The organism is Holdemania sp. Marseille-P2844 (assembly GCF_900120005.1).
In the GTDB taxonomy this organism is placed as follows: Bacteria; Bacillota_I; Bacilli_A; order Erysipelotrichales; family Erysipelotrichaceae; genus Holdemania.
Genome location: NZ_LT635449.1, coordinates 38,009 through 55,106, shown reverse-complemented (window position 1 = coordinate 55,106; position 17,098 = coordinate 38,009). Strand labels below are relative to the sequence as shown.

Genomic DNA, 17,098 nt, shown 5'->3' with positions numbered 1-17,098 from the left:
CAATGCGGCGGTCAGAAACAAAGCACTGCCGCCCGCGGTTATTTTATGATATGATGGTAACGGTGATAGAAATGAAAGAAAAGAAAAAGGATCCGATATTATCAGTTCGGACAAAGTGCATTCAGCTTGATGCTTCCGGCAAAGGGCTTGTTAAAATAAAGGACGAAAAGGTTTTGATCGAGAATCTGCTTCAGGGCGAGGAAGTTGAGTTGGAATATACACGGGGAAGGGGCATTCGAGTCGTATCCGCGGTCCGGCTGACGGACAGTCCGCTGCGGGTGAAGCCGCGCTGCCGGGTGTTTGATCGCTGCGGTGGATGCCAGCTTCAGCATGTCGATTATCCTGCCCAGCTGGATTGGAAGAAGGAAAAGGTCCAGCAGCTTTTAGGACGGTATGGCCGGGTGCATGATGTTTTGGGCATGGCAGAACCGTGGGCTTATCGCAACAAGGTGATCGCGACGTTTTCACTCAGTAAAAAAGGAAAAGTCATCGCCGGGATTTACGAGGAGGACAGCCATCAGCTGGTACCGTATTCGTCATGCTGGATCCAGGATCCGATCGCGGAGAAAATTCTCGCCACGGTATGCGAGCTGATGACGGAATTGCGGATCGAACCGTATGACGAGGATCAGCGGACAGGGTTGGTCAGGCATTGTTTGATTCGCGTTGGGCATGTGAGCCGCGAGGTGCTGGTGTGTCTGGTCTGCGCTTCGCCGATCTTTCCGGCCCGCAAGCAGCTGATTCAGCGGCTGCGCCAGCGGCATCCGGAAATTACGACTATCGTCATGAACGTGAATTCCCGCAATACCAGCGTCGTTCTGGGATCGCAGGAGCGAGTGCTCGTGGGGACCGGAAAAATCCAGGACGAGCTTTGCGGACTGAAGTTTTCGATCGCCGCGAAGTCGTTTTATCAGATTAACTCAGTTCAGACCGAGGTTCTCTATGGGAAAGCGATGGAGCTGGCCAATCTGACCGGCAAGGAACGGGTGCTGGACGCGTATTGCGGAATCGGGGCGATCAGCCTGGTCGCGGCGAAGGCGGCGAAGGAGGTCGTCGGCGTGGAAGTCAATCCGGTATCGGTCAAAAACGCGATTGAAAACGCGCGCATGAACCATCTTCGCAACGCCTGGTTTGTGGAAGCGGATGCCGGTTTGTTTATGGAACAGGCAGCCCGGGAAGGGCAGGCTTACGATGTTGTGTTTATGGATCCGCCGCGCGCCGGTGCGGATGAGCGTTTCCTGAAGTCGTTATGCCGGTTAAATCCGGATCGGATCGTGTATATCTCGTGTAATCCGTCGACGCAGGCACGGGATTTACGGCATCTGACGCATGAGGGGTATCAGGTGCGTTCGATCGTACCGGTCGATCTCTTTCCGATGACATCACACGTGGAGACAATTTGTTTGTTAGTCAAAACCCGGCCGAGCAGTAAAACCTCGGCGCCGTTAAGCCAGCGGCGGCCGTCGGCGGAGATTCCGCCTGTTTGTGCAGAGTGCAAATAATTAAACTTTCAGAATTAAGGCTAAGAAAAGTAGAAGAATACTTTTGAATTTCTGGCCCTATGTTTACCTGTTTTCTATCTCTGAAATATATCATCGAAACAGAGAATCTAGGAAAAAAACTAAAAATAGAGAAGCGATATCCCAAAAAGTTGCGCTGGAAGTGTGAACAAAGAAAAAGGAGGCTAAACGATGTTGTGTATCATCGCGCCGGCAAAGCGCATTAAAACAGACGAAGTTTTTATATCGCCCAGACATCAGCCTTTCTTTCTTGAAGACAGTCGGAAATTGCTGCCAACCCTCAAAGCGCTCAATCAGGAACAACTGCGCAGACTATTGAAATGCAGTCCGCAGATTGCCGAAGAAGCAAGAAAGCAGTATCAAATCCTGGATCTGAATAAGGAAGGGACACCCGCGATTCTGAGCTATGACGGTATTCAGTACCAGACGATGGCGCCGCATGTATTTACGGATGAGCAGCTGGACTACGTGGAACGCCACGTCCGGATTCTCTCCGGATTTTACGGTCTGCTGCGGCCGCTGGATGGTATCCATCCGCATCGCCTGGAAATGGATTCTCCATTAAGAACACCCGCGTTTCGCAGTCTTTATGAATTTTGGGGCGATCGTTTATATCAGCACCTGGCTCAGTCAGATTCTGTTTTAATCGACTTAGCCAGCGCTCAGCATGCTCGCAGCGTCAGCCGATATGCGGCTTCGCCTGTCCGGTATATTAAATGCTGGTTCTATGAAGAAACCGGGATGGGGCTGCGGGAGAAGGGTGTTTATGTAAAGATCGCACGGGGTGAAATGATCCGCTATTTAGCGGAAATCCGAGCGGACAATCCAGAACAGCTGAAAACGTTCAATCGGCGTGGTTATCGTTATCAAGCCAAACTTTCGAATGATCATAATTTTGTGTTTACCCGTGACAAAGGAGAAACCTATGAAACAAAAAATCGGAATTATCGCGGAGGCCGACGATGAAATTCAACCGTTGATCGCGCAGATGCGAATCGAGAAAACAGAAGCAGCCGCGATGCTGAAACTCATCGAGGGGACATGGCAGGGACAATCCATCACTGCGGTACGCTGCGGCGTCGGTAAAGTGAATGCAGCTTTAGCAACTCAGCTGCTGATCGATAAGCAGGTATCCGTTGTGATCATGATCGGAACGGCGGGGGCGTTGGATCCGAACTTAAGGATCGGGGACGTGATCATTATCGAGCGATGCACCTATCACGATGTTGATCATTCGGGTGTTTTGATTCATTATCACCCCTATATGAAAGACCTGTGGTTTCTCAGCGATCCGGACTTGGTTCATCTGGCAGAACGCGCTGCCGGTCAGGGAAACGGAGAAGGAAAAATCCGGACAGGCCGGAGCGTCAGCGGAGATCAGTTCATTGATCAGGCGGGACGCTCATCAATAATTGAAAAATTCAATCCGGATTGCGTCGATATGGAGAGCGCCGCGGCAGCCCATGTTTGTTATGTCAACCAGATTCCGTTTTTAGCATTGCGCGCAATTTCCGACACGCCGCATCAAAGCGGTTCAAAAGCATATCATCAGAATTCTTCCTGGGCCGCGCTTCAGGCGCTGACTCTGCTGGAAAGAATGATGGGCGAGCTGGGAGAAAATAGACCGGAATGAATGAAAAAGAAAAAATGATTGCCGGCATGAACTATAATCCGCTGGATCCGCAGCTGATTCTGCTTCGTGACCGGGCTTCCCGGCTCTGTCATCGCTATAACAAGAAAACCTTTCATGAAGTGAATCTGCGCAGCCGCCTGTTGCGGAAGCTGCTGCGGACTGAGGGCAACTTCTGGGTAAAGCCGCCGTTCTATTGCGATTACGGTTTTAATATTACATTGGGAAACGATGTGATGTTGAACTATGGCTGCGTACTGTTGGACGTCTGTCCGATCATAATCGGCGATAAAACGCTGATCGGTCCGAACGTTCAGCTGCTGACGGCCTGTCATTCGCTGGATCCCAAGCTGCGCGAACAAGATGTGGAATTCGGAAAACCGATCACAATCGGCCGAAATGTCTGGATTGGCGGCGGGGCGATCGTTTGTCCGGGGGTGACCATCGGGGATAATACGGTGATCGGAGCCGGCAGCGTCGTCACGAAGTCCATGCCGGCGAATGTCATCGCCTATGGAAATCCGTGCCGGGTGCAGCGGCGGATCGATCTTGATCAGAAACCGGATGAGTTTTAACCAGAAAAAAAGAGAAATTCCAGTTTGGCGTTGGAAGCCGAAAGCGGAATTTCTCTTTTTAATTGACTGTAATGAAAGCAAGCTGAGATCAGAATTTCTCGGACAGCTTAAAGCCGAGCGATCAAAGCGTCGGTAAACGCGGTGGTCGTCGCGGTTCCGCCTAAATCGCGCGTGCGGACCGGAGTGTCGCACAAAACGGAAACCAACGCCTTGTGAATCCGCTGAGCCGCGTCTCCATAACCTAAATAGTCCAGCATCATGCAGGCGGATTGAAGCAGGGCAGTTGGATTCGCCAGGTTCTTTCCCGCGATATCCGGGGCAGAGCCATGCACGGCTTCAAAGATTGCGATTTCCTCATTCCGATTCACACCGGGAAGCAGCCCCAGTCCGCCGATCAAACCGCTGGACAGATCAGAAAGGATATCACCGTATAAATTCGGCATGACCATGACGTCAAATTGCTCCGGATGCATGACCATCTGCATACACGCGTTGTCGACAATCAGATCAGTGGCTTCGATCTGCGGATACTGCGCGGCGATCTCCCGGAAGATCCGCAGAAACAGGCCGTCGCTTTGTTTTAAGATGTTCGCTTTATGCACGCATGTAACTTTCTTCCGCTGATGAGCTGCCGCGTATTCAAATGCCGCCTGGATGATTCGCTGTGAAGCGGGACGGGTGATCCGCTTGATCGCTTCTATCGTATCCTCGTCGATCTTCCGTTCCTCGCCGATATACAGATCTTCGGTATTTTCCCGGAAGATAATCAGATCGACATTCTCATACCGGGTTTTCACACCTTCCAGTGAACGGGCTGGCCGGATGTTCGCGTACAGGTCAAACGCCAGGCGCAGCTGGACGTTGACGCTGCGGAAGCCCTGACCAACCGGCGTCGTGCATGGCGCTTTAAGCGCAATGTGATTTTTGCGGATCGACTGCAGCGTGGCTTCCGGAATCAGACTGCCGGTTTGTTCCAGCGCGGTCTGTCCGAGCGTTTGGCGGTCAAAGGTCAGGGGGAGCTGGAGCGCTTGTAAGACGCGGACAACCTGAGCGGTGATTTCCGGGCCGATCCCGTCGCCTTCGATCAAAGTAATTGTTTGGGTCATGGCTGATGCCTTCTTTCTATTTGCTTTTAAGTGTACCGCAGGAAAGAAAAAATGAAAAGAACAAATTGAAAAAACAAAACATTATCTTTGAAAAATCTTTCTTTATGAAGAAGTCTTTTCAGGCAGTCCCGCTTCTTTCTCCAGCCGGCTTAAGCGCCAGGAGGTTCCCAGAATCAAGACCGCGCCAACAAGCTGAATGGCGTTAAGCTGTTCGTGAAGGAAGATAACAGAAAAGAAAATCGCACTGACGGGATCCAGATAACTGGAAAATGCGGCCGTGGTGCTGTCTAAACGCGGCAGCGCGCTAAAGTACAAGGCGTAAGCCAATCCGGTGTGCACGATGCCAAGCAATAATAGAAGACCCCATTGCAAAAGCGATATTTTAAGGCCGTTCCACAACATCGGCTGAGTTAAAAGATAACTGAATAAAACCGCGGCCGCGATCAAAAGCTGAAGGCAGGAGCTGTCCAGGCCGTCGACCTCTTTGAAATAGGGGTTGATCAAAATAATCCCAGCATACATGAGCGCGGCGATGAGGCCAAGCCCGATGCCCAGTCCTGGATGGATTCCCAGAGCGGAACCGGGATTGATCAACAGACAAAGACCCGTCAGTCCCAGAACTAAAAGCAGCGCGGCTTTTCCGGAAAAACGATGGGAACGAAACAGCACAAACAAAGCAACGAGAATCGGCGCCAGATAATAACATAAAGTGGCGATCGAGACCGTCGTCAGCCGGTAAGCTTCAAACAGGAAGACCCAGTTGGAGCCTAATAAAATGCCGGATATCAACAAGGCGATCCGGGATTTGCGGCTTTGCGGAAGGTGCGGCGGTTTGCGGCGAAGGCATTGATACAGGAATAAAAAACAACCGCCGATCGCGGCACGGAAAAAAGCGATAAGCGCTGAGGACAGAGTGAGCTGGCGGACAAACAATCCCAGACTGCCGAAAATCAACATCGCGCTGATCAGCTGGATCTGACTTCGTTTCATACCGGATTCACCTTGCTTTCCACTTCTTCTTAGTTATAGAATAGAAAAGAAGCAGATCGCTGTCAATGAAAAGAGGGCAAGAATATGATTACTTTTATTCAGGGGGATATCACTTCAGTGCCGGCCGAGATCATCGTCAATGCTGCGAACCGCTCATTGTTGGGCGGCGGAGGCGTCGACGGGGCAATCCACCAGAAAGCGGGTCCGCAGCTGTTGGCGGAATGCCGGACTCTGCATGGCTGTGAAACCGGTCAGGCGAAAGTGACAAAAGCTTATGATCTGTCATGCCGCTGGATTATCCATACTGTCGGTCCAGTGTGGAGCGGAGGACGACATCAGGAAGTGGATTTGTTGGCAAGCTGTTACCGGCAGTCGCTGCGCCTGGCTCGTCAGCTGCAAAAGGAATACAGACTGTCCTCGTTGACGATTGTGTTTCCGTGCATCAGCACAGGCATCTATCATTTCCCTAAAGCGCTGGCCTGTTCAATCGCTGTGGACACGGTGCGGGATACGTTAAGCGAGCTGCAGGCTGAAAAGGAGATCGACGTCATTTTCTGCTGCTATGAAAGCGAAGATGCGCAGCTGTATAAAAGACAACTGGATAATAAAGGCGATTAGACGGAAGACTCATAAAAAAAGAGATTTAAAAATGGGAAAACTAAGAATTTCAGAATCCGCGGATTCGCAAAACGCGGTATACTGATGAAAAGAGGGAAGGGCGAGAAGATGAAAAAATTTATGGACGAAGATTTTCTGCTTCAAAATGATACGGCGAAACAATTATATCATCAGGCGGCGGAGACGATGCCAATCCTGGACTATCACAATCATCTGGAACCGCAGGTTATTTACGAAGACCGCTGTTATCCGGATATTGCGGAAGTCTGGCTGGGCCGCGACCATTATAAATGGCGGGCGATGCGGGCTGACGGCATCGGCGAGGATAAGATCACAGGCAAGGCTAGCGGCCGGGAAAAATTTGATGCCTGGTGCGCGGTGATGCCGGATTTGATCGGCAACCCGCTGTATCATTGGACACATCTGGAATTAAAACGATATTTCGGCATGGATACGATTATCTGTCCGGAGAATGCCGATCAGATTTGGGAACAAACCAACGCGATGCTGAACACGCCGGAATATTCGGTGCGGAACCTGCTTCGGAAAATGAATGTTAAGACGCTGTGTACAACGGATGATCCGCTGGATGATCTGCGCTGGCATAAATTGTTGAAGGCTGACTTTGAAATCCGGGTGCTGCCGGCCTTCCGTCCGGATCCTGTTTTAAACATTGAGAAAGAGGGTTATCTGGAGTATCTTGGAAAGTTAGCTGAGCTGACAGGCGAAGACTGCGGCAGCTGGGAAGGGCTGAAGGCTGCGTTGAAAAAACGTATGGATCATTTTGCCGAACAGGGTTGTAAATTGAGCGATCATGCGTTAAACGGAGATTTTTATGCGCCGGCGGATGAGGCTCAGATTCAAAAACTGCTGGACCAGAAGAAAGCCGGCCAGCCCCTTACGATCTCACAGCTGCGTCAATACCGCGGCGCAGTGCTTGTTTTTTTAGCCAGTGAATATGTGAAGCGGGGATGGGCGATGCAGCTGCATATCGGCGCGCTGCGCAATAACAATTCACGAATGTTTGCCAAACTGGGGGCGGATACCGGATATGACAGCACGGATGATCCGATGATCGCGGGTCAGCTGAATTCGCTGTTGGACGCGATGGAACAAAACGCAGGCGTACCGAAGCTGATTCTGTACAGTCTGAACTCCAAGGATTATGAAGTGTTGGCCACCGCCGCCGGGAATTTTCAGGATGGAAGCCTTCCTGGCAAGATCCAGCTCGGTTCGGCTTGGTGGTTCTGCGACCAGAAGCGCGGAATGGAAAAGCAGCTGGATACGCTGGCGGAGGTCGGCTTGTTATCCCGGTTTGTCGGGATGCTGACGGATTCGCGCAGCTTCCTGTCGTTTCCACGTCATGAATATTTCCGACGGATTCTCTGCAATAAGTTAGGAACCTGGGTTGAAAATGGGGAAGCGCCGCAGGATTGGACGCAGCTGGAGAAAATGGTCAGAGATATTTGTTACGACAACGCCGTTCGGTATTTTGAGTTCTAAATTTCAAATATAGGATGAAGAATAAGCGTTTTCAACGGTTTTAACTTTAAAGTCGGGAGCTGGGGTTTCCGGCTTTTTTTATCAGGAAAAGCGCGATCCTGTAAATCAACGTTGATTTTATTATTTCATAGCAACTATATTGTAAAACTATATAGTATATGTTAAATTATAGATAACCGATAAACAAGGAGGGACTCAGCGATGAAAATCATTCACCTGCAACTATTTGAACAAGCCTCGGACCTGTTGTTTCGCTGTCAGCTGTATTTGGAAAAGGATGAAAGCTTCTGGCTTTCCGATCAGCTGACTCTCCATCGCATCGTGAGCCAGGATCAAGAAATTGCCTTCGAAGCAGGTCCCTCAGAACCGATGCTATTCCGCTCGGCTGCCCGCAAGATTACGCCGCAGATCGTTCAGGCAGGGGAAATCGTGATCGAATATCAAGGACAGCCGGTTGGATGGGGGAATGTCAACCGCTCCGATTTATTGGCCCTTAACGTTTATTCCGTTTACTATCCGCAGCCGAAGACCTTGTCCCTCATTCCGTTTCTACTGACATATCGAGGCCGGCCAGGACAGGTCATGCTGGAGGGACAATGGGATGAAGCTCAGAAGGCCTGGTTTTCTTCAGGGCTGGCCGGGGATTCCGGCAATGTCGTGATCTATAAGCCGGAAAGCAAACTGACGCAGGAAAATGCCGCAGTGCAGTTTATCTATTTCAATCCGGATGAAACGGAAATCATTTCCCGCATGGTCGAGGAAGTTGAACAAATTCTGATGGAATATCAGACAGCCTATGGCGCGCGGAAGCTGCCGCAGCGAAAAATGATATCTTTGGATATTCCCGACTATCAAAATGCCGGCGCTTTCCAGCGTGGGGAGTGGACGTTTTACACGCGGATTCTGCCGGAAGATTGTTCTCAAATCCAGGAACATGCCGATCGGATGATTGGCTTGATGGCGCATGAACTGGGTCATCTCTGGTTTACCGGCGCCGACGTTTCTTCCTGGGAGGACTGGCTGAATGAAACAGGGGCGGAATGGGCTTGCCTGCGTTACTTGATGAAACACGGCCCGACATGGCTGCTTAAGCAAAAATTGAACATGCTCGTTTCCACTTGTGCACCGCTGCGGCCGATCCGCACGCCGGAAGGGAAGAACGATGCAAAAAGCATCCATCAAAAAGGAACGGCTTTGTTTTTAAAACTGGCGTTTGATCATGGAATGACGGTCGTCGATCAAATCCTTTCCTTGTTAGCGAACCTGACGGTTAAGTCCACGGCAGCTCTGCTGGAAGCAATCCGCCGGGAACTTTCCCCGGAACTGGCCGCGGCGATTGAGAAATTTCTGGATCAGGCTGATTTTGGACTGCACGGGGAGGATCCAATCTTAAAGAAATGGATTGAAGCCGTAAGTCAGGCATCCGCGGAATAGAACGGAAATATCAAAGTAAGAAAGAAAAGTTGATTAGGATACTAAAAGAGGAGCATACACTCCTCTTTGTTGTCTATGTCAGAATCTGGGGCAGAAGACAATTTCGTCCATGCTTTCCCCAAGAGCTTTAGAACATCCTGATTGGAGAAAGTTAGATTGATTTCCCCGCGACATAACCGGTCCGCACGGCTTCCAGGACACTGCCGATCCCCTGGGCGTCGCCGATCGTGATGACCTCAGGGCACAGATCCTGAATCTGGTTTGCTAATGCGTTGTTCGGCCGGTCGCCGACTGCGATGATGACATTGTCTGCCGGAATTGTCTGTTGTCCTTCGGCCGATTCGACGACGACGGCCTGATCCTGAATTTCCACGCAGCGGGTATTCAATAATTCGCGGCAGTTCAGCTCGCGCAGATGTGCTTTGAGGACAAACCGCGTCGTTTCCACCATCTTGCCCATCAGCCGGTCGCTCATTTCCACGATCGTGACGGATTTGCCCGCGTCCAGCATCCATTCCGCCGTTTCGCAGCCGACCGTGCCGCCGCCGATGATCACAATGTTTTTGCCTGTCGACTTGCCCAGCAGCGCTTCTTTGGCGTTCATGACCAGCGGTTTGTCAAAGCCCGGAATCGGCAGAACTGCCGGCAGAACGCCGGTCGCGACGATGACGACGTCCGGTTTCAGACGCTCGACTTCCTCGCGGGTGATCGGATGATTGAGTTCGACCGTGAAGCCGCGGTATTCGGCCTGGCCTTCCATATAAGGAATATAATCGGCAAGATTCTGCTTATAAGGCGGAACGATGGCCGGGATCAGCTGACCGCCTAACCGGTCTGCCGCTTCGTAAACGGTGACATGATGTCCGCGGATCGCTGCCACTCGAGCGGCTTCGATGCCAGCCGGCCCACCGCCGACCACCATCACGTTTTTAATCGTTTCCGGTTCCGGCAGCGACGCGTCGTTATCATCGTGGCCGAATACGGCGTTGCCGCTGCAAATCAGTTCTCCGTCATGGTGCAGCTGGTTGTCCATGCACTTCTGGCAGCCGATGCACGGCCGGGCATATTTCCATGTGCCGTTGAGGATCATGTTCGGCCGGTTCGGTTCTGTCAATAAGCCGCGTCCCATGTGGATGAAATCGCAGACTCCCTGGGCCAGCGCGCCTTCCGCCAATTCCGGATCATAGGTTCGGCCGCCGGAAATCAGCGGAATCGTGATCGCCGGCCGGCCGCGGCCTTCCAGATTCGGCCGGTCTTCGTTTTCCGCGATCATCGCTTTGCGGATCATACCCGCTAACGGGAAGGTCATGCCTTTCGGCTGACCACCGGCTGGAATATCCTTCAACGTCGCCACATCGCTCCAGTTGCAGGCGATGACCTCGATCGCATCCGCGCCGGCCTGCTGCACAAGATAACAATTCAACAAGCCGTCCATGACGCTGACACCGCCGTTGAGGCCGCCGTCGATGACGTTCATCTTGATCAGAACCGGGAAGTCAGCTCCGCAGCGAGCTTTGATCTTGCGGATGATGTTGCAGGCGAAACGCGCCCGGTTCTCCGCGCTGCCGCCATATTCGTCAGTCCGCAGATTCGCGGTGGCGGAGAAGAACTGAGCGACCAGATAATACCCGGCCCCATGCACCTCTACGGCGTCGTAGCCGGCCTGCTTGGCACGGTAGGCGGCATCCGCAAATTTATCCTCCAGTGCAACGATTTCATCGTGCTCAAAAGCCCGCGGCGTTTCTCCGGTCAGCCCGGTCAGAAAACTATACGGCATCGCGACTGCGGAAGGGGCAACAGCCGGCTGGTTCAGCTTGTGCAGTACATCCAGATTGGCGCCGCGTCCGGCATGGCTGAGCTGGATCGCACACTTGGAACCATATTGATGAATGACGTCGGTGATCCGGCGAAAGCCCGGAATGTACTTGTCGTCGCTCAGTGCGATGTATTGGGCGGTGTTGATGCCCAGCGGCGGATCGACGCAGGTGACCTCGGTGATGATCAGGCCGGTGCCGCCTTTGGCGTTTTCGGCGTAGCGGTTGACGATCGCATCCGTGACGAAGCCATCTCGTCCGGCATCGGTCCCCATTGGCGGCAGGACGATGCGGTTTTTCAGTTCCAGTGTGCCAATTTTGCCCGGCGAGGTGAGGATTGGAAATAAATCAGACATAAAATTCTCCTTTCTTGTGAATGTGATTCACATTGTTGCTTCTATTATACGGGTATGTGCAAATTTTATCAATATGAAAGTGAATTAGATTCACAAAAACTTTAAACAAAGCGCTCTCTTCTGACGCAATCTTGACACCACCGGTGGGCTGGGCTATAGTTAAGCACAGAAAAGAGGGATAGTATGCCGCGATCCGCACGCTTTACGACAACGCATGATCTGCTTAAGAAACAGGCGCTGGCGTTGTTCCTTGAAAAAGGCTATGAACAGACGAGCATTCAGGAAATCACGGAACGCGCCGGGTTAGCGGTCGGTTCCTTTTACCGGCATTTTCCATGCAAGGAGGAGATTTTTGTCGAGATTTGGGACGAATATGCGGCAAAGAATATCCGTGAAACGTTGAAGAAGGCGGAAGCGGCCGGGGATCTGAAATCGTTTCTGGATATTCTGATGCAGGAAAACGAACTGTTCGCGGATGATCCGGTCACGGCGGCGCTCTATTCGACGCAGGCTTCCTTGATCAGCTCCCACCGGGTCGATAATTTTCCGGCGATCGCGGAGTGGTCGATGCGTTACCGGCGTCAGCTTCAGGAATACATCCAGCGCCATGATCCCGACTTAAGTGAAAGCGAAGCCCGGACCCGGGCGAACGTCGTTCATTGTCTGCTCAACAGCTATGCGATGCGTTATGCCGATCGGCTGCAGCGCTTCACCTATGATGCCAAACCGTTCCGTGCCATACTTTATTCCTTATTAAAATTGGAGGATTACGATACCAAAGATCCGCTGTCGTCCGCCGTTTGATCTGTTTTTCAAGTCCTTGGGAAATTCTGTCAGAATTTCCTTTTTTCTTGTGTTTTCCGGTTGAAATGTAAAATTGAATATGGTAATCTAAACATGCTTGTGTGAAAGCACAGCTAGAGGCGCGGAGATTAAGAGTACGCTGATGGAGGCCGAAAGCCTGAGAAGTCAGCCGGAAAGGATGATCCGCCGAAGTCGCTTTGTCATAAAAGCGGCTGGGGACCTATCGAACAGGTAGGTCACTGTCTTTGTAAAGATGCCATTTTACAAAGGAGCACTATCTTAAGGCATATAGGGATGAATGATGATTTCCATTGATCTTTACATGTTTTAGGATGTAAAGATTTTTTTTGTTAAGGAGGAAATTGTATGCGCAAGAAAACTGCCACATCATTCAAAATGCCCCATACCTATGTCATTATCTTCGGCATGGTCCTGCTGACCGCGCTGTTGGCGAACATTGTGCCGGCCGGGGAATTCACCCGTGTCCTGGACGAAGCCAGCGGCAAGATGGTCGTCGTCGCCGATTCGTTCCATTACCTGCCGAAAACCGGCTGCAGTCTGTTTGAAATTTTCACTTCGATTCAGTTAGGCTTCATTGACGGTGCTCAGATTATTTTCTTCATCGTCTTTGCTTACGCCTTTGTTTATATGTTATTGAAAAACGGAACGTTCGATGCGGTCGTCGGCGCCGTTTTGCGAAAGATCGGCAACCGCGTACACCTGTTGATTCCGATCTGCATGATCGCCTTCGGGATCCTCGGCTCAACCATCGGTCTGTTTGAGGAAACCTACGGCCTGCTTCCGATCTTCATTTCAATTGCGATTGCGCTGGGCTTTGACGCCATCGTCGGCGGTTCGATCGTCTATATCGCGGTCGCGGTCGGCTTTGCGGCGGCGACGATCAATCCGTTCACGATCGGCATCGCGCAGGAAGTATCTCAGGTTCCGCTGTTTTCTGGCCTGGGTTACCGGGTCTTCTGCTTTGTTATTTTCATGGGCATCTCGATCATTTATGTCTGGCGCTATGCGGAGAAGGTCAGAAAGCATCCGGAAAAATCAATTCTGGCCGGTGAAAATCTGAATTTCCGCGAAGTCGGTACCAAGGAAGAGTTGATGAAGCGTGATTTTACGCTGACGCAGAAAATTTCCGGGCTGTGCTTCATTTTCACCGTGGTCATGCTTTTGATCGGCACGATCAAGCTGGGCTGGTATATCAATGAAATCGCGGCGCTGTTCATCATCATGATGCTTGTGATCGGTCTGGTGTCCCGGTTTACGCCGAGTCAGATCGCGCAGTATTTCATCGAAGCGGCGAAGGATATGATGTTCGGTGCATTGATTGTCGGACTGAGCCGGGCGATTCCGGTCATCATGGACAATGCGCACATCATCGACACGATTGTGTACTGGCTGTCGACCGGCTTGGCGCAGTTTCAGGGCATTGCGAGCGCGATGGGCATGTTGTTTGTGCAGAATATCATTAACTTCTTCATTCCGTCCGGCGGCGGACAGGCGGTCGTCACGATGCCGATTTTAGCGCCGGTTTCTGAAATGGTCGGCTTGAGCCGGCAGATCGCAGTTCTGGCTTTCCAGTTCGGCGACGGGTTCTCCAATATTTTCTGGCCGACCTCCGTCTTTATGATGTGCGGAATTATGGGCCTGCCCGTCAACAAGTGGTATAAGTTTGTGACGCCGTTGTTCGGTTTGTTGTTTATCGCGGAAATTGTGCTCTTGACGATCGCCGTGCTGATCGGATACTAGACGGGAGGAAATCACGATGGAAAAGAACTTGGCGACGCTGCGCGAGGCGCTGTTTGCGCGGGAAGCGGAAATGGCTGAACAGTTTGAAAGGGTCCGCGATGAAATCTACGCCCATCCGGAACTGGGGTGTGATGAGGTCTGGTCGTCGCAGTATTTGTGTGAAAAAATGCGCGGCTATGGTTTTGCGGTTACGCAGCCTTACGGCGGTCTGGCAACGGCGTTTCGCGCTGAGCTGAACTGCGGCGATGGTCCGAAAATTGCTTTCTTGGCGGAATATGACGCGCTGCCGGGCTATGGCCCTGAGCATAACCAGAACGCCCATGCCTGCGGTCATAACTGGATCGCAGCTTCAACGCTGGGCGCAGCTGTCTTGCTGGCGCAGATCAGCGAAGAATTCAGCGGTACAATCGTTTTGATCGGAACGCCGGCGGAAGAAACGCTGGGCGGCAAGTGCGACCTGGTTGACGCGGGCTGCTTTGACGATATTGACGCGGCATTTCAGATGCATTTAGGCGCGGAAAACAACATTCATGTCGTGTCGCTGGCGATGGATTCCCTGCAGTTTGACTTCACCGGGAAAGCGGCGCACGCCGCGGCATATCCGCATTTAGGCATCAATGCTCTGGATGCTGTCCAGCTCACGTTTGCCGGGATCAACGCCCTGCGCCAGCACATGCAGAGCGACGCAAGGGTGCATGGGATTGTAACCAACGGCGGAGCGGCCGCCAACATTGTGCCGGAAAGCGCGTCCTGTCAGTTCTATATCCGGGCGAAATCCCGCGCTTATCTGGAAGAATTGACACAGCGGATCATCAACTGTGCCAAGGGCGCGGCGCTGATGACGGGTGCGTCGTTAGCTTATCATAACTTTGAGAACTCGTATGACGATCTGGTTTACAGCGAGCCGTTACGGAAGCTGTTGAAGGAAAATCTGGAAGCGCTGGGCGTGACTCATTTTGTGCCGCAGTCCAACGAAGCCTCCGGCTCGACCGATATCGGCAATGTCTCGCATGTTTGTCCGACGGTGTATTGCGAAATTGAAACCGACGCTTGTCCGCCGGTGTATGCGCACAACGAAGATTTTCTGGACTATGTTCATGGTCATGCCGCCGATCATTCGCTGCACACAGCGATTAAAGCGATGGCCTTCAGCGCGCTGCAGGTTTTTCTGAACCCGGAGCTGTTAAAAGGCGGACTGTAAAGCGTTCCCAACGCTCAGCAATCAGCGGGATTCAGAAATTTCCAAAACAAACGACGAAATAAAACCAAGAGCCGCGGGAAGCGGCTTTTTTAACAGACTCTTTGAAAGGCTGAAAACTTTGGCATTCTGTCTGAAAAAGCAAGCGAAGCCTTTCCCCAAGTGCGGGCGGGGCTTGTGTTTGCCGTGAGAGATGTTTATAATCGGATTGAAGTCATCGGACTTGAAGGAGGAATTGAACAATGCAGAGAATCGTAACCATTCAGGATATTTCCTGCGTCGGTAAATGTTCGCTGACCGTGGCGCTGCCGATCATTTCGGCGATGGGTGTGGAAACAGCGATCATCCCGACGGCGGTGTTGTCGACCCATACAATGTTTCAGAACTATACATTTCATGACCTGACCGACGAAATCGCGCCGATCGCACGGCATTGGCAGCAGGAACAGATTGATTTTGCGGCGATCTATACGGGATATTTAGGATCGAAACGGCAAGTTCAGCTGATTTCCGATTTCTTTGATCAATTCAAATCTGAGGATAATTTTATCTTTGTGGATCCGGTCATGGCGGATAACGGCAAGCTTTATCCACTGTTTGACCTGGACTTTGCCGCCCAGATGGCCAGGCTGTGCGCCAAGGCGGATATCATCGTGCCGAATCTGACGGAAGCATGCTTTCTGACGGGGATGGAATACCGCGAACACTATGACGAGCAGTACATCGAAACGCTGCTGGATAAGCTGGCCGCTTTGGGAACAAAACGTGCGGTCGTTTTGACCGGTGTGGCTTTGGAACCCGGCAAGACCGGCGTCGCCGGCCGGGATCTTGTAAGCGGGAAGAAAATCCGCTATGTGCATGACCGGATCCCTGTCAGCTACCATGGAACCGGGGATATTTTCTCAAGCACGACTGTCGGCGCTCTGGCACTGGGAAAAAGCTTGCAGGAAGCGCTGGAGATTGCGGCCGACTACACCGTCGCTTGTATCCGCGAAACGATGGAACACGACGCTGAAAAGAAATACGGCGTGAATTTTGAACGCGTGCTGCCGCAGCTGATCCGCCGTCTCGGTTTATAAAAATAGAAGAGGCGAACAAAATTTAAAGCTTTTGCATCTATGGGAATCCTTCTCAGTATTTTGACGTCCTGCATACCATAAGAGATTCCTGCATCATAGAGGATATTGACGATGATATCCAGCGTGATCAACGACAATCCAGTTAAGAAATAATCACCTGTTCTGATAATTCCTGGTGGGATAAAAACTATAAAACAGAAGAAAAATGATTGAAAACAAGCGGACAGATTGGTAAAATTACATTGACTGGAAATAGCTGTTGTGCTATTATTATCACGTTGTATGCCCCTCTGATGGCTGCAACCGCTCATAACAGGGTTTTAAGACGGGAAATCGTCCCCTGCGCTGGCGAGTCTCTTTCAGAAATACATGAGAATATGAACGGAGGTGCAAGTCATGTACGCAGTAATTGAAACAGGCGGAAAGCAGCTGCGCGTTGAAGTCGGCCAGTCGATCTATGTAGAAAAGCTGGACGTTCAGCCGGGTGAAGAAGTCGTCTTCAACACCGTTGTGCTCTATGCCAACAGAACAACAAAAATCGGTACGCCGTATGTCAAGGGTGCTAAGGTCACCTGCAAAGTTGAGAAGCAGGGCAAGGAAAAGAAGGTCACGATCTTCAAGTACAAAGCCAAGGACGGTTCTTCTCACCGCAAACAGGGCCACAGACAGCCGTATACAAAGCTGACCGTTGAAGCCATCGAAGCTTAAGT

Annotated in this window: 15 protein-coding genes, 1 riboswitch and 1 other annotated feature; of the genes, 12 read left to right on the top strand and 3 right to left on the bottom strand. The window is 51.5% G+C overall.

Translation table 11 applies throughout. The features are described from left to right. The first annotated feature begins 2 nt into the window (after positions 1 to 2). From rlmD to BQ7364_RS02955, 4 genes are all read left to right on the top strand, one after another. Positions 3 to 1,502 (top strand): 23S rRNA (uracil(1939)-C(5))-methyltransferase RlmD, encoded by a 1,500-nt coding sequence (gene rlmD / locus BQ7364_RS02970; protein ID WP_234973140.1) that lies wholly within the window; start codon positions 3 to 5, stop codon positions 1,500 to 1,502. A gap of 189 nt (positions 1,503 to 1,691) precedes the next feature. After that, positions 1,692 to 2,486 carry a peroxide stress protein YaaA gene (gene yaaA / locus BQ7364_RS02965; RefSeq protein ID WP_072683337.1) on the top strand — a complete coding sequence of 265 codons (795 nt, stop codon included), beginning with the start codon at positions 1,692 to 1,694 and terminating at the stop codon, positions 2,484 to 2,486. Further along, positions 2,446 to 3,153, top strand: a complete 708-nt coding sequence (locus BQ7364_RS02960; RefSeq protein WP_072683336.1) for a 5'-methylthioadenosine/adenosylhomocysteine nucleosidase — start codon at positions 2,446 to 2,448, stop codon at positions 3,151 to 3,153. The genes yaaA and BQ7364_RS02960 overlap by 41 nt, the downstream gene beginning before the upstream one ends. Beyond that, entirely contained in the window at positions 3,150 to 3,725 is a 576-nt protein-coding gene (locus BQ7364_RS02955; RefSeq protein WP_072683335.1) for a sugar O-acetyltransferase, read from the top strand. The genes BQ7364_RS02960 and BQ7364_RS02955 overlap by 4 nt, the downstream gene beginning before the upstream one ends. Before the next feature lie 107 nt (positions 3,726 to 3,832). Here BQ7364_RS02955 and BQ7364_RS02950 read toward each other — a convergent pair whose 3' ends face one another. Further along, on the bottom strand, positions 3,833 to 4,831 hold the full coding sequence (locus BQ7364_RS02950; RefSeq protein WP_072683334.1) for an isocitrate/isopropylmalate dehydrogenase family protein: 999 nt from the start codon (positions 4,829 to 4,831) through the stop codon (positions 3,833 to 3,835). A 102-nt stretch (positions 4,832 to 4,933) separates the two neighbouring features. Continuing rightward, complete coding sequence (locus tag BQ7364_RS02945; protein WP_072683333.1) at positions 4,934 to 5,821, bottom strand: DMT family transporter; 888 nt, start codon at positions 5,819 to 5,821, stop codon at positions 4,934 to 4,936. Positions 5,822 to 5,905: 84 nt separating this feature from the next. On the opposite strand from BQ7364_RS02945, the gene BQ7364_RS02940 reads away from it, so the two are divergent. The 3 genes from BQ7364_RS02940 (at position 5,906) to BQ7364_RS02930 (ending at position 9,376) form a co-directional block, all read left to right on the top strand. Further along, complete coding sequence (locus BQ7364_RS02940) at positions 5,906 to 6,439, top strand: O-acetyl-ADP-ribose deacetylase (protein WP_072683332.1); 534 nt, start codon at positions 5,906 to 5,908, stop codon at positions 6,437 to 6,439. A 108-nt stretch (positions 6,440 to 6,547) separates the two neighbouring features. Beyond that, positions 6,548 to 7,942, top strand: a complete 1,395-nt coding sequence (gene uxaC, locus BQ7364_RS02935; protein ID WP_072683331.1) for a glucuronate isomerase — start codon at positions 6,548 to 6,550, stop codon at positions 7,940 to 7,942. A 201-nt stretch (positions 7,943 to 8,143) separates the two neighbouring features. Continuing rightward, a complete protein-coding gene (locus tag BQ7364_RS02930; RefSeq protein WP_072683330.1) occupies positions 8,144 to 9,376 on the top strand; it encodes a M1 family aminopeptidase in 1,233 nt (410 codons plus the stop codon). A gap of 151 nt (positions 9,377 to 9,527) precedes the next feature. Here BQ7364_RS02930 and BQ7364_RS02925 read toward each other — a convergent pair whose 3' ends face one another. Then, on the bottom strand, positions 9,528 to 11,546 hold the full coding sequence (locus BQ7364_RS02925) for an oxidoreductase (protein WP_072683329.1): 2,019 nt from the start codon (positions 11,544 to 11,546) through the stop codon (positions 9,528 to 9,530). 183 nt (positions 11,547 to 11,729) lie between these two features. On the opposite strand from BQ7364_RS02925, the gene BQ7364_RS02920 reads away from it, so the two are divergent. The 5 genes from BQ7364_RS02920 (at position 11,730) to rplU (ending at position 17,096) form a co-directional block, all read left to right on the top strand. Further along, a complete protein-coding gene (locus tag BQ7364_RS02920) occupies positions 11,730 to 12,350 on the top strand; it encodes a TetR/AcrR family transcriptional regulator (RefSeq protein ID WP_006060516.1) in 621 nt (206 codons plus the stop codon). 106 nt (positions 12,351 to 12,456) lie between these two features. After that, positions 12,457 to 12,635, top strand: a riboswitch (Lysine riboswitch). An 81-nt stretch (positions 12,636 to 12,716) separates the two neighbouring features. Beyond that, positions 12,717 to 14,111, top strand: a complete 1,395-nt coding sequence (locus tag BQ7364_RS02915) for a YfcC family protein (RefSeq protein WP_072683328.1) — start codon at positions 12,717 to 12,719, stop codon at positions 14,109 to 14,111. A gap of 16 nt (positions 14,112 to 14,127) precedes the next feature. Beyond that, entirely contained in the window at positions 14,128 to 15,312 is a 1,185-nt protein-coding gene (locus BQ7364_RS02910; protein WP_072683327.1) for a M20 family metallopeptidase, read from the top strand. Between the two features lie 239 nt (positions 15,313 to 15,551). Beyond that, positions 15,552 to 16,388: a pyridoxamine kinase gene (locus BQ7364_RS02905; protein ID WP_072683326.1), complete on the top strand. Its 837-nt coding sequence runs from the start codon at positions 15,552 to 15,554 to the stop codon at positions 16,386 to 16,388. A gap of 291 nt (positions 16,389 to 16,679) precedes the next feature. Then, positions 16,680 to 16,754: a sequence feature (ribosomal protein L21 leader region), on the top strand. 30 nt (positions 16,755 to 16,784) lie between these two features. Further along, positions 16,785 to 17,096, top strand: a complete 312-nt coding sequence (gene rplU / locus BQ7364_RS02900) for a 50S ribosomal protein L21 (RefSeq protein WP_006060525.1) — start codon at positions 16,785 to 16,787, stop codon at positions 17,094 to 17,096. Positions 17,097 to 17,098: the final 2 nt, after the last annotated feature.

Coding starts and splice junctions, on each gene's coding strand:
- BQ7364_RS02920 (WP_006060516.1), top strand. CDS start 11,730: ATGCCGCGATCCGCACGCTTTACGACAACGCATGATCTGCTTAAGAAA.
- BQ7364_RS02955 (WP_072683335.1), top strand. CDS start 3,150: ATGAATGAAAAAGAAAAAATGATTGCCGGCATGAACTATAATCCGCTG.
- BQ7364_RS02940 (WP_072683332.1), top strand. CDS start 5,906: ATGATTACTTTTATTCAGGGGGATATCACTTCAGTGCCGGCCGAGATC.
- BQ7364_RS02925 (WP_072683329.1), bottom strand. CDS start 11,546: ATGTCTGATTTATTTCCAATCCTCACCTCGCCGGGCAAAATTGGCACA.
- BQ7364_RS02915 (WP_072683328.1), top strand. CDS start 12,717: ATGCGCAAGAAAACTGCCACATCATTCAAAATGCCCCATACCTATGTC.
- rlmD (WP_234973140.1), top strand. CDS start 3: ATGCGGCGGTCAGAAACAAAGCACTGCCGCCCGCGGTTATTTTATGAT.
- BQ7364_RS02950 (WP_072683334.1), bottom strand. CDS start 4,831: ATGACCCAAACAATTACTTTGATCGAAGGCGACGGGATCGGCCCGGAA.
- BQ7364_RS02910 (WP_072683327.1), top strand. CDS start 14,128: ATGGAAAAGAACTTGGCGACGCTGCGCGAGGCGCTGTTTGCGCGGGAA.
- BQ7364_RS02930 (WP_072683330.1), top strand. CDS start 8,144: ATGAAAATCATTCACCTGCAACTATTTGAACAAGCCTCGGACCTGTTG.
- yaaA (WP_072683337.1), top strand. CDS start 1,692: ATGTTGTGTATCATCGCGCCGGCAAAGCGCATTAAAACAGACGAAGTT.
- BQ7364_RS02945 (WP_072683333.1), bottom strand. CDS start 5,821: ATGAAACGAAGTCAGATCCAGCTGATCAGCGCGATGTTGATTTTCGGC.
- BQ7364_RS02960 (WP_072683336.1), top strand. CDS start 2,446: ATGAAACAAAAAATCGGAATTATCGCGGAGGCCGACGATGAAATTCAA.
- BQ7364_RS02905 (WP_072683326.1), top strand. CDS start 15,552: ATGCAGAGAATCGTAACCATTCAGGATATTTCCTGCGTCGGTAAATGT.
- rplU (WP_006060525.1), top strand. CDS start 16,785: ATGTACGCAGTAATTGAAACAGGCGGAAAGCAGCTGCGCGTTGAAGTC.
- uxaC (WP_072683331.1), top strand. CDS start 6,548: ATGAAAAAATTTATGGACGAAGATTTTCTGCTTCAAAATGATACGGCG.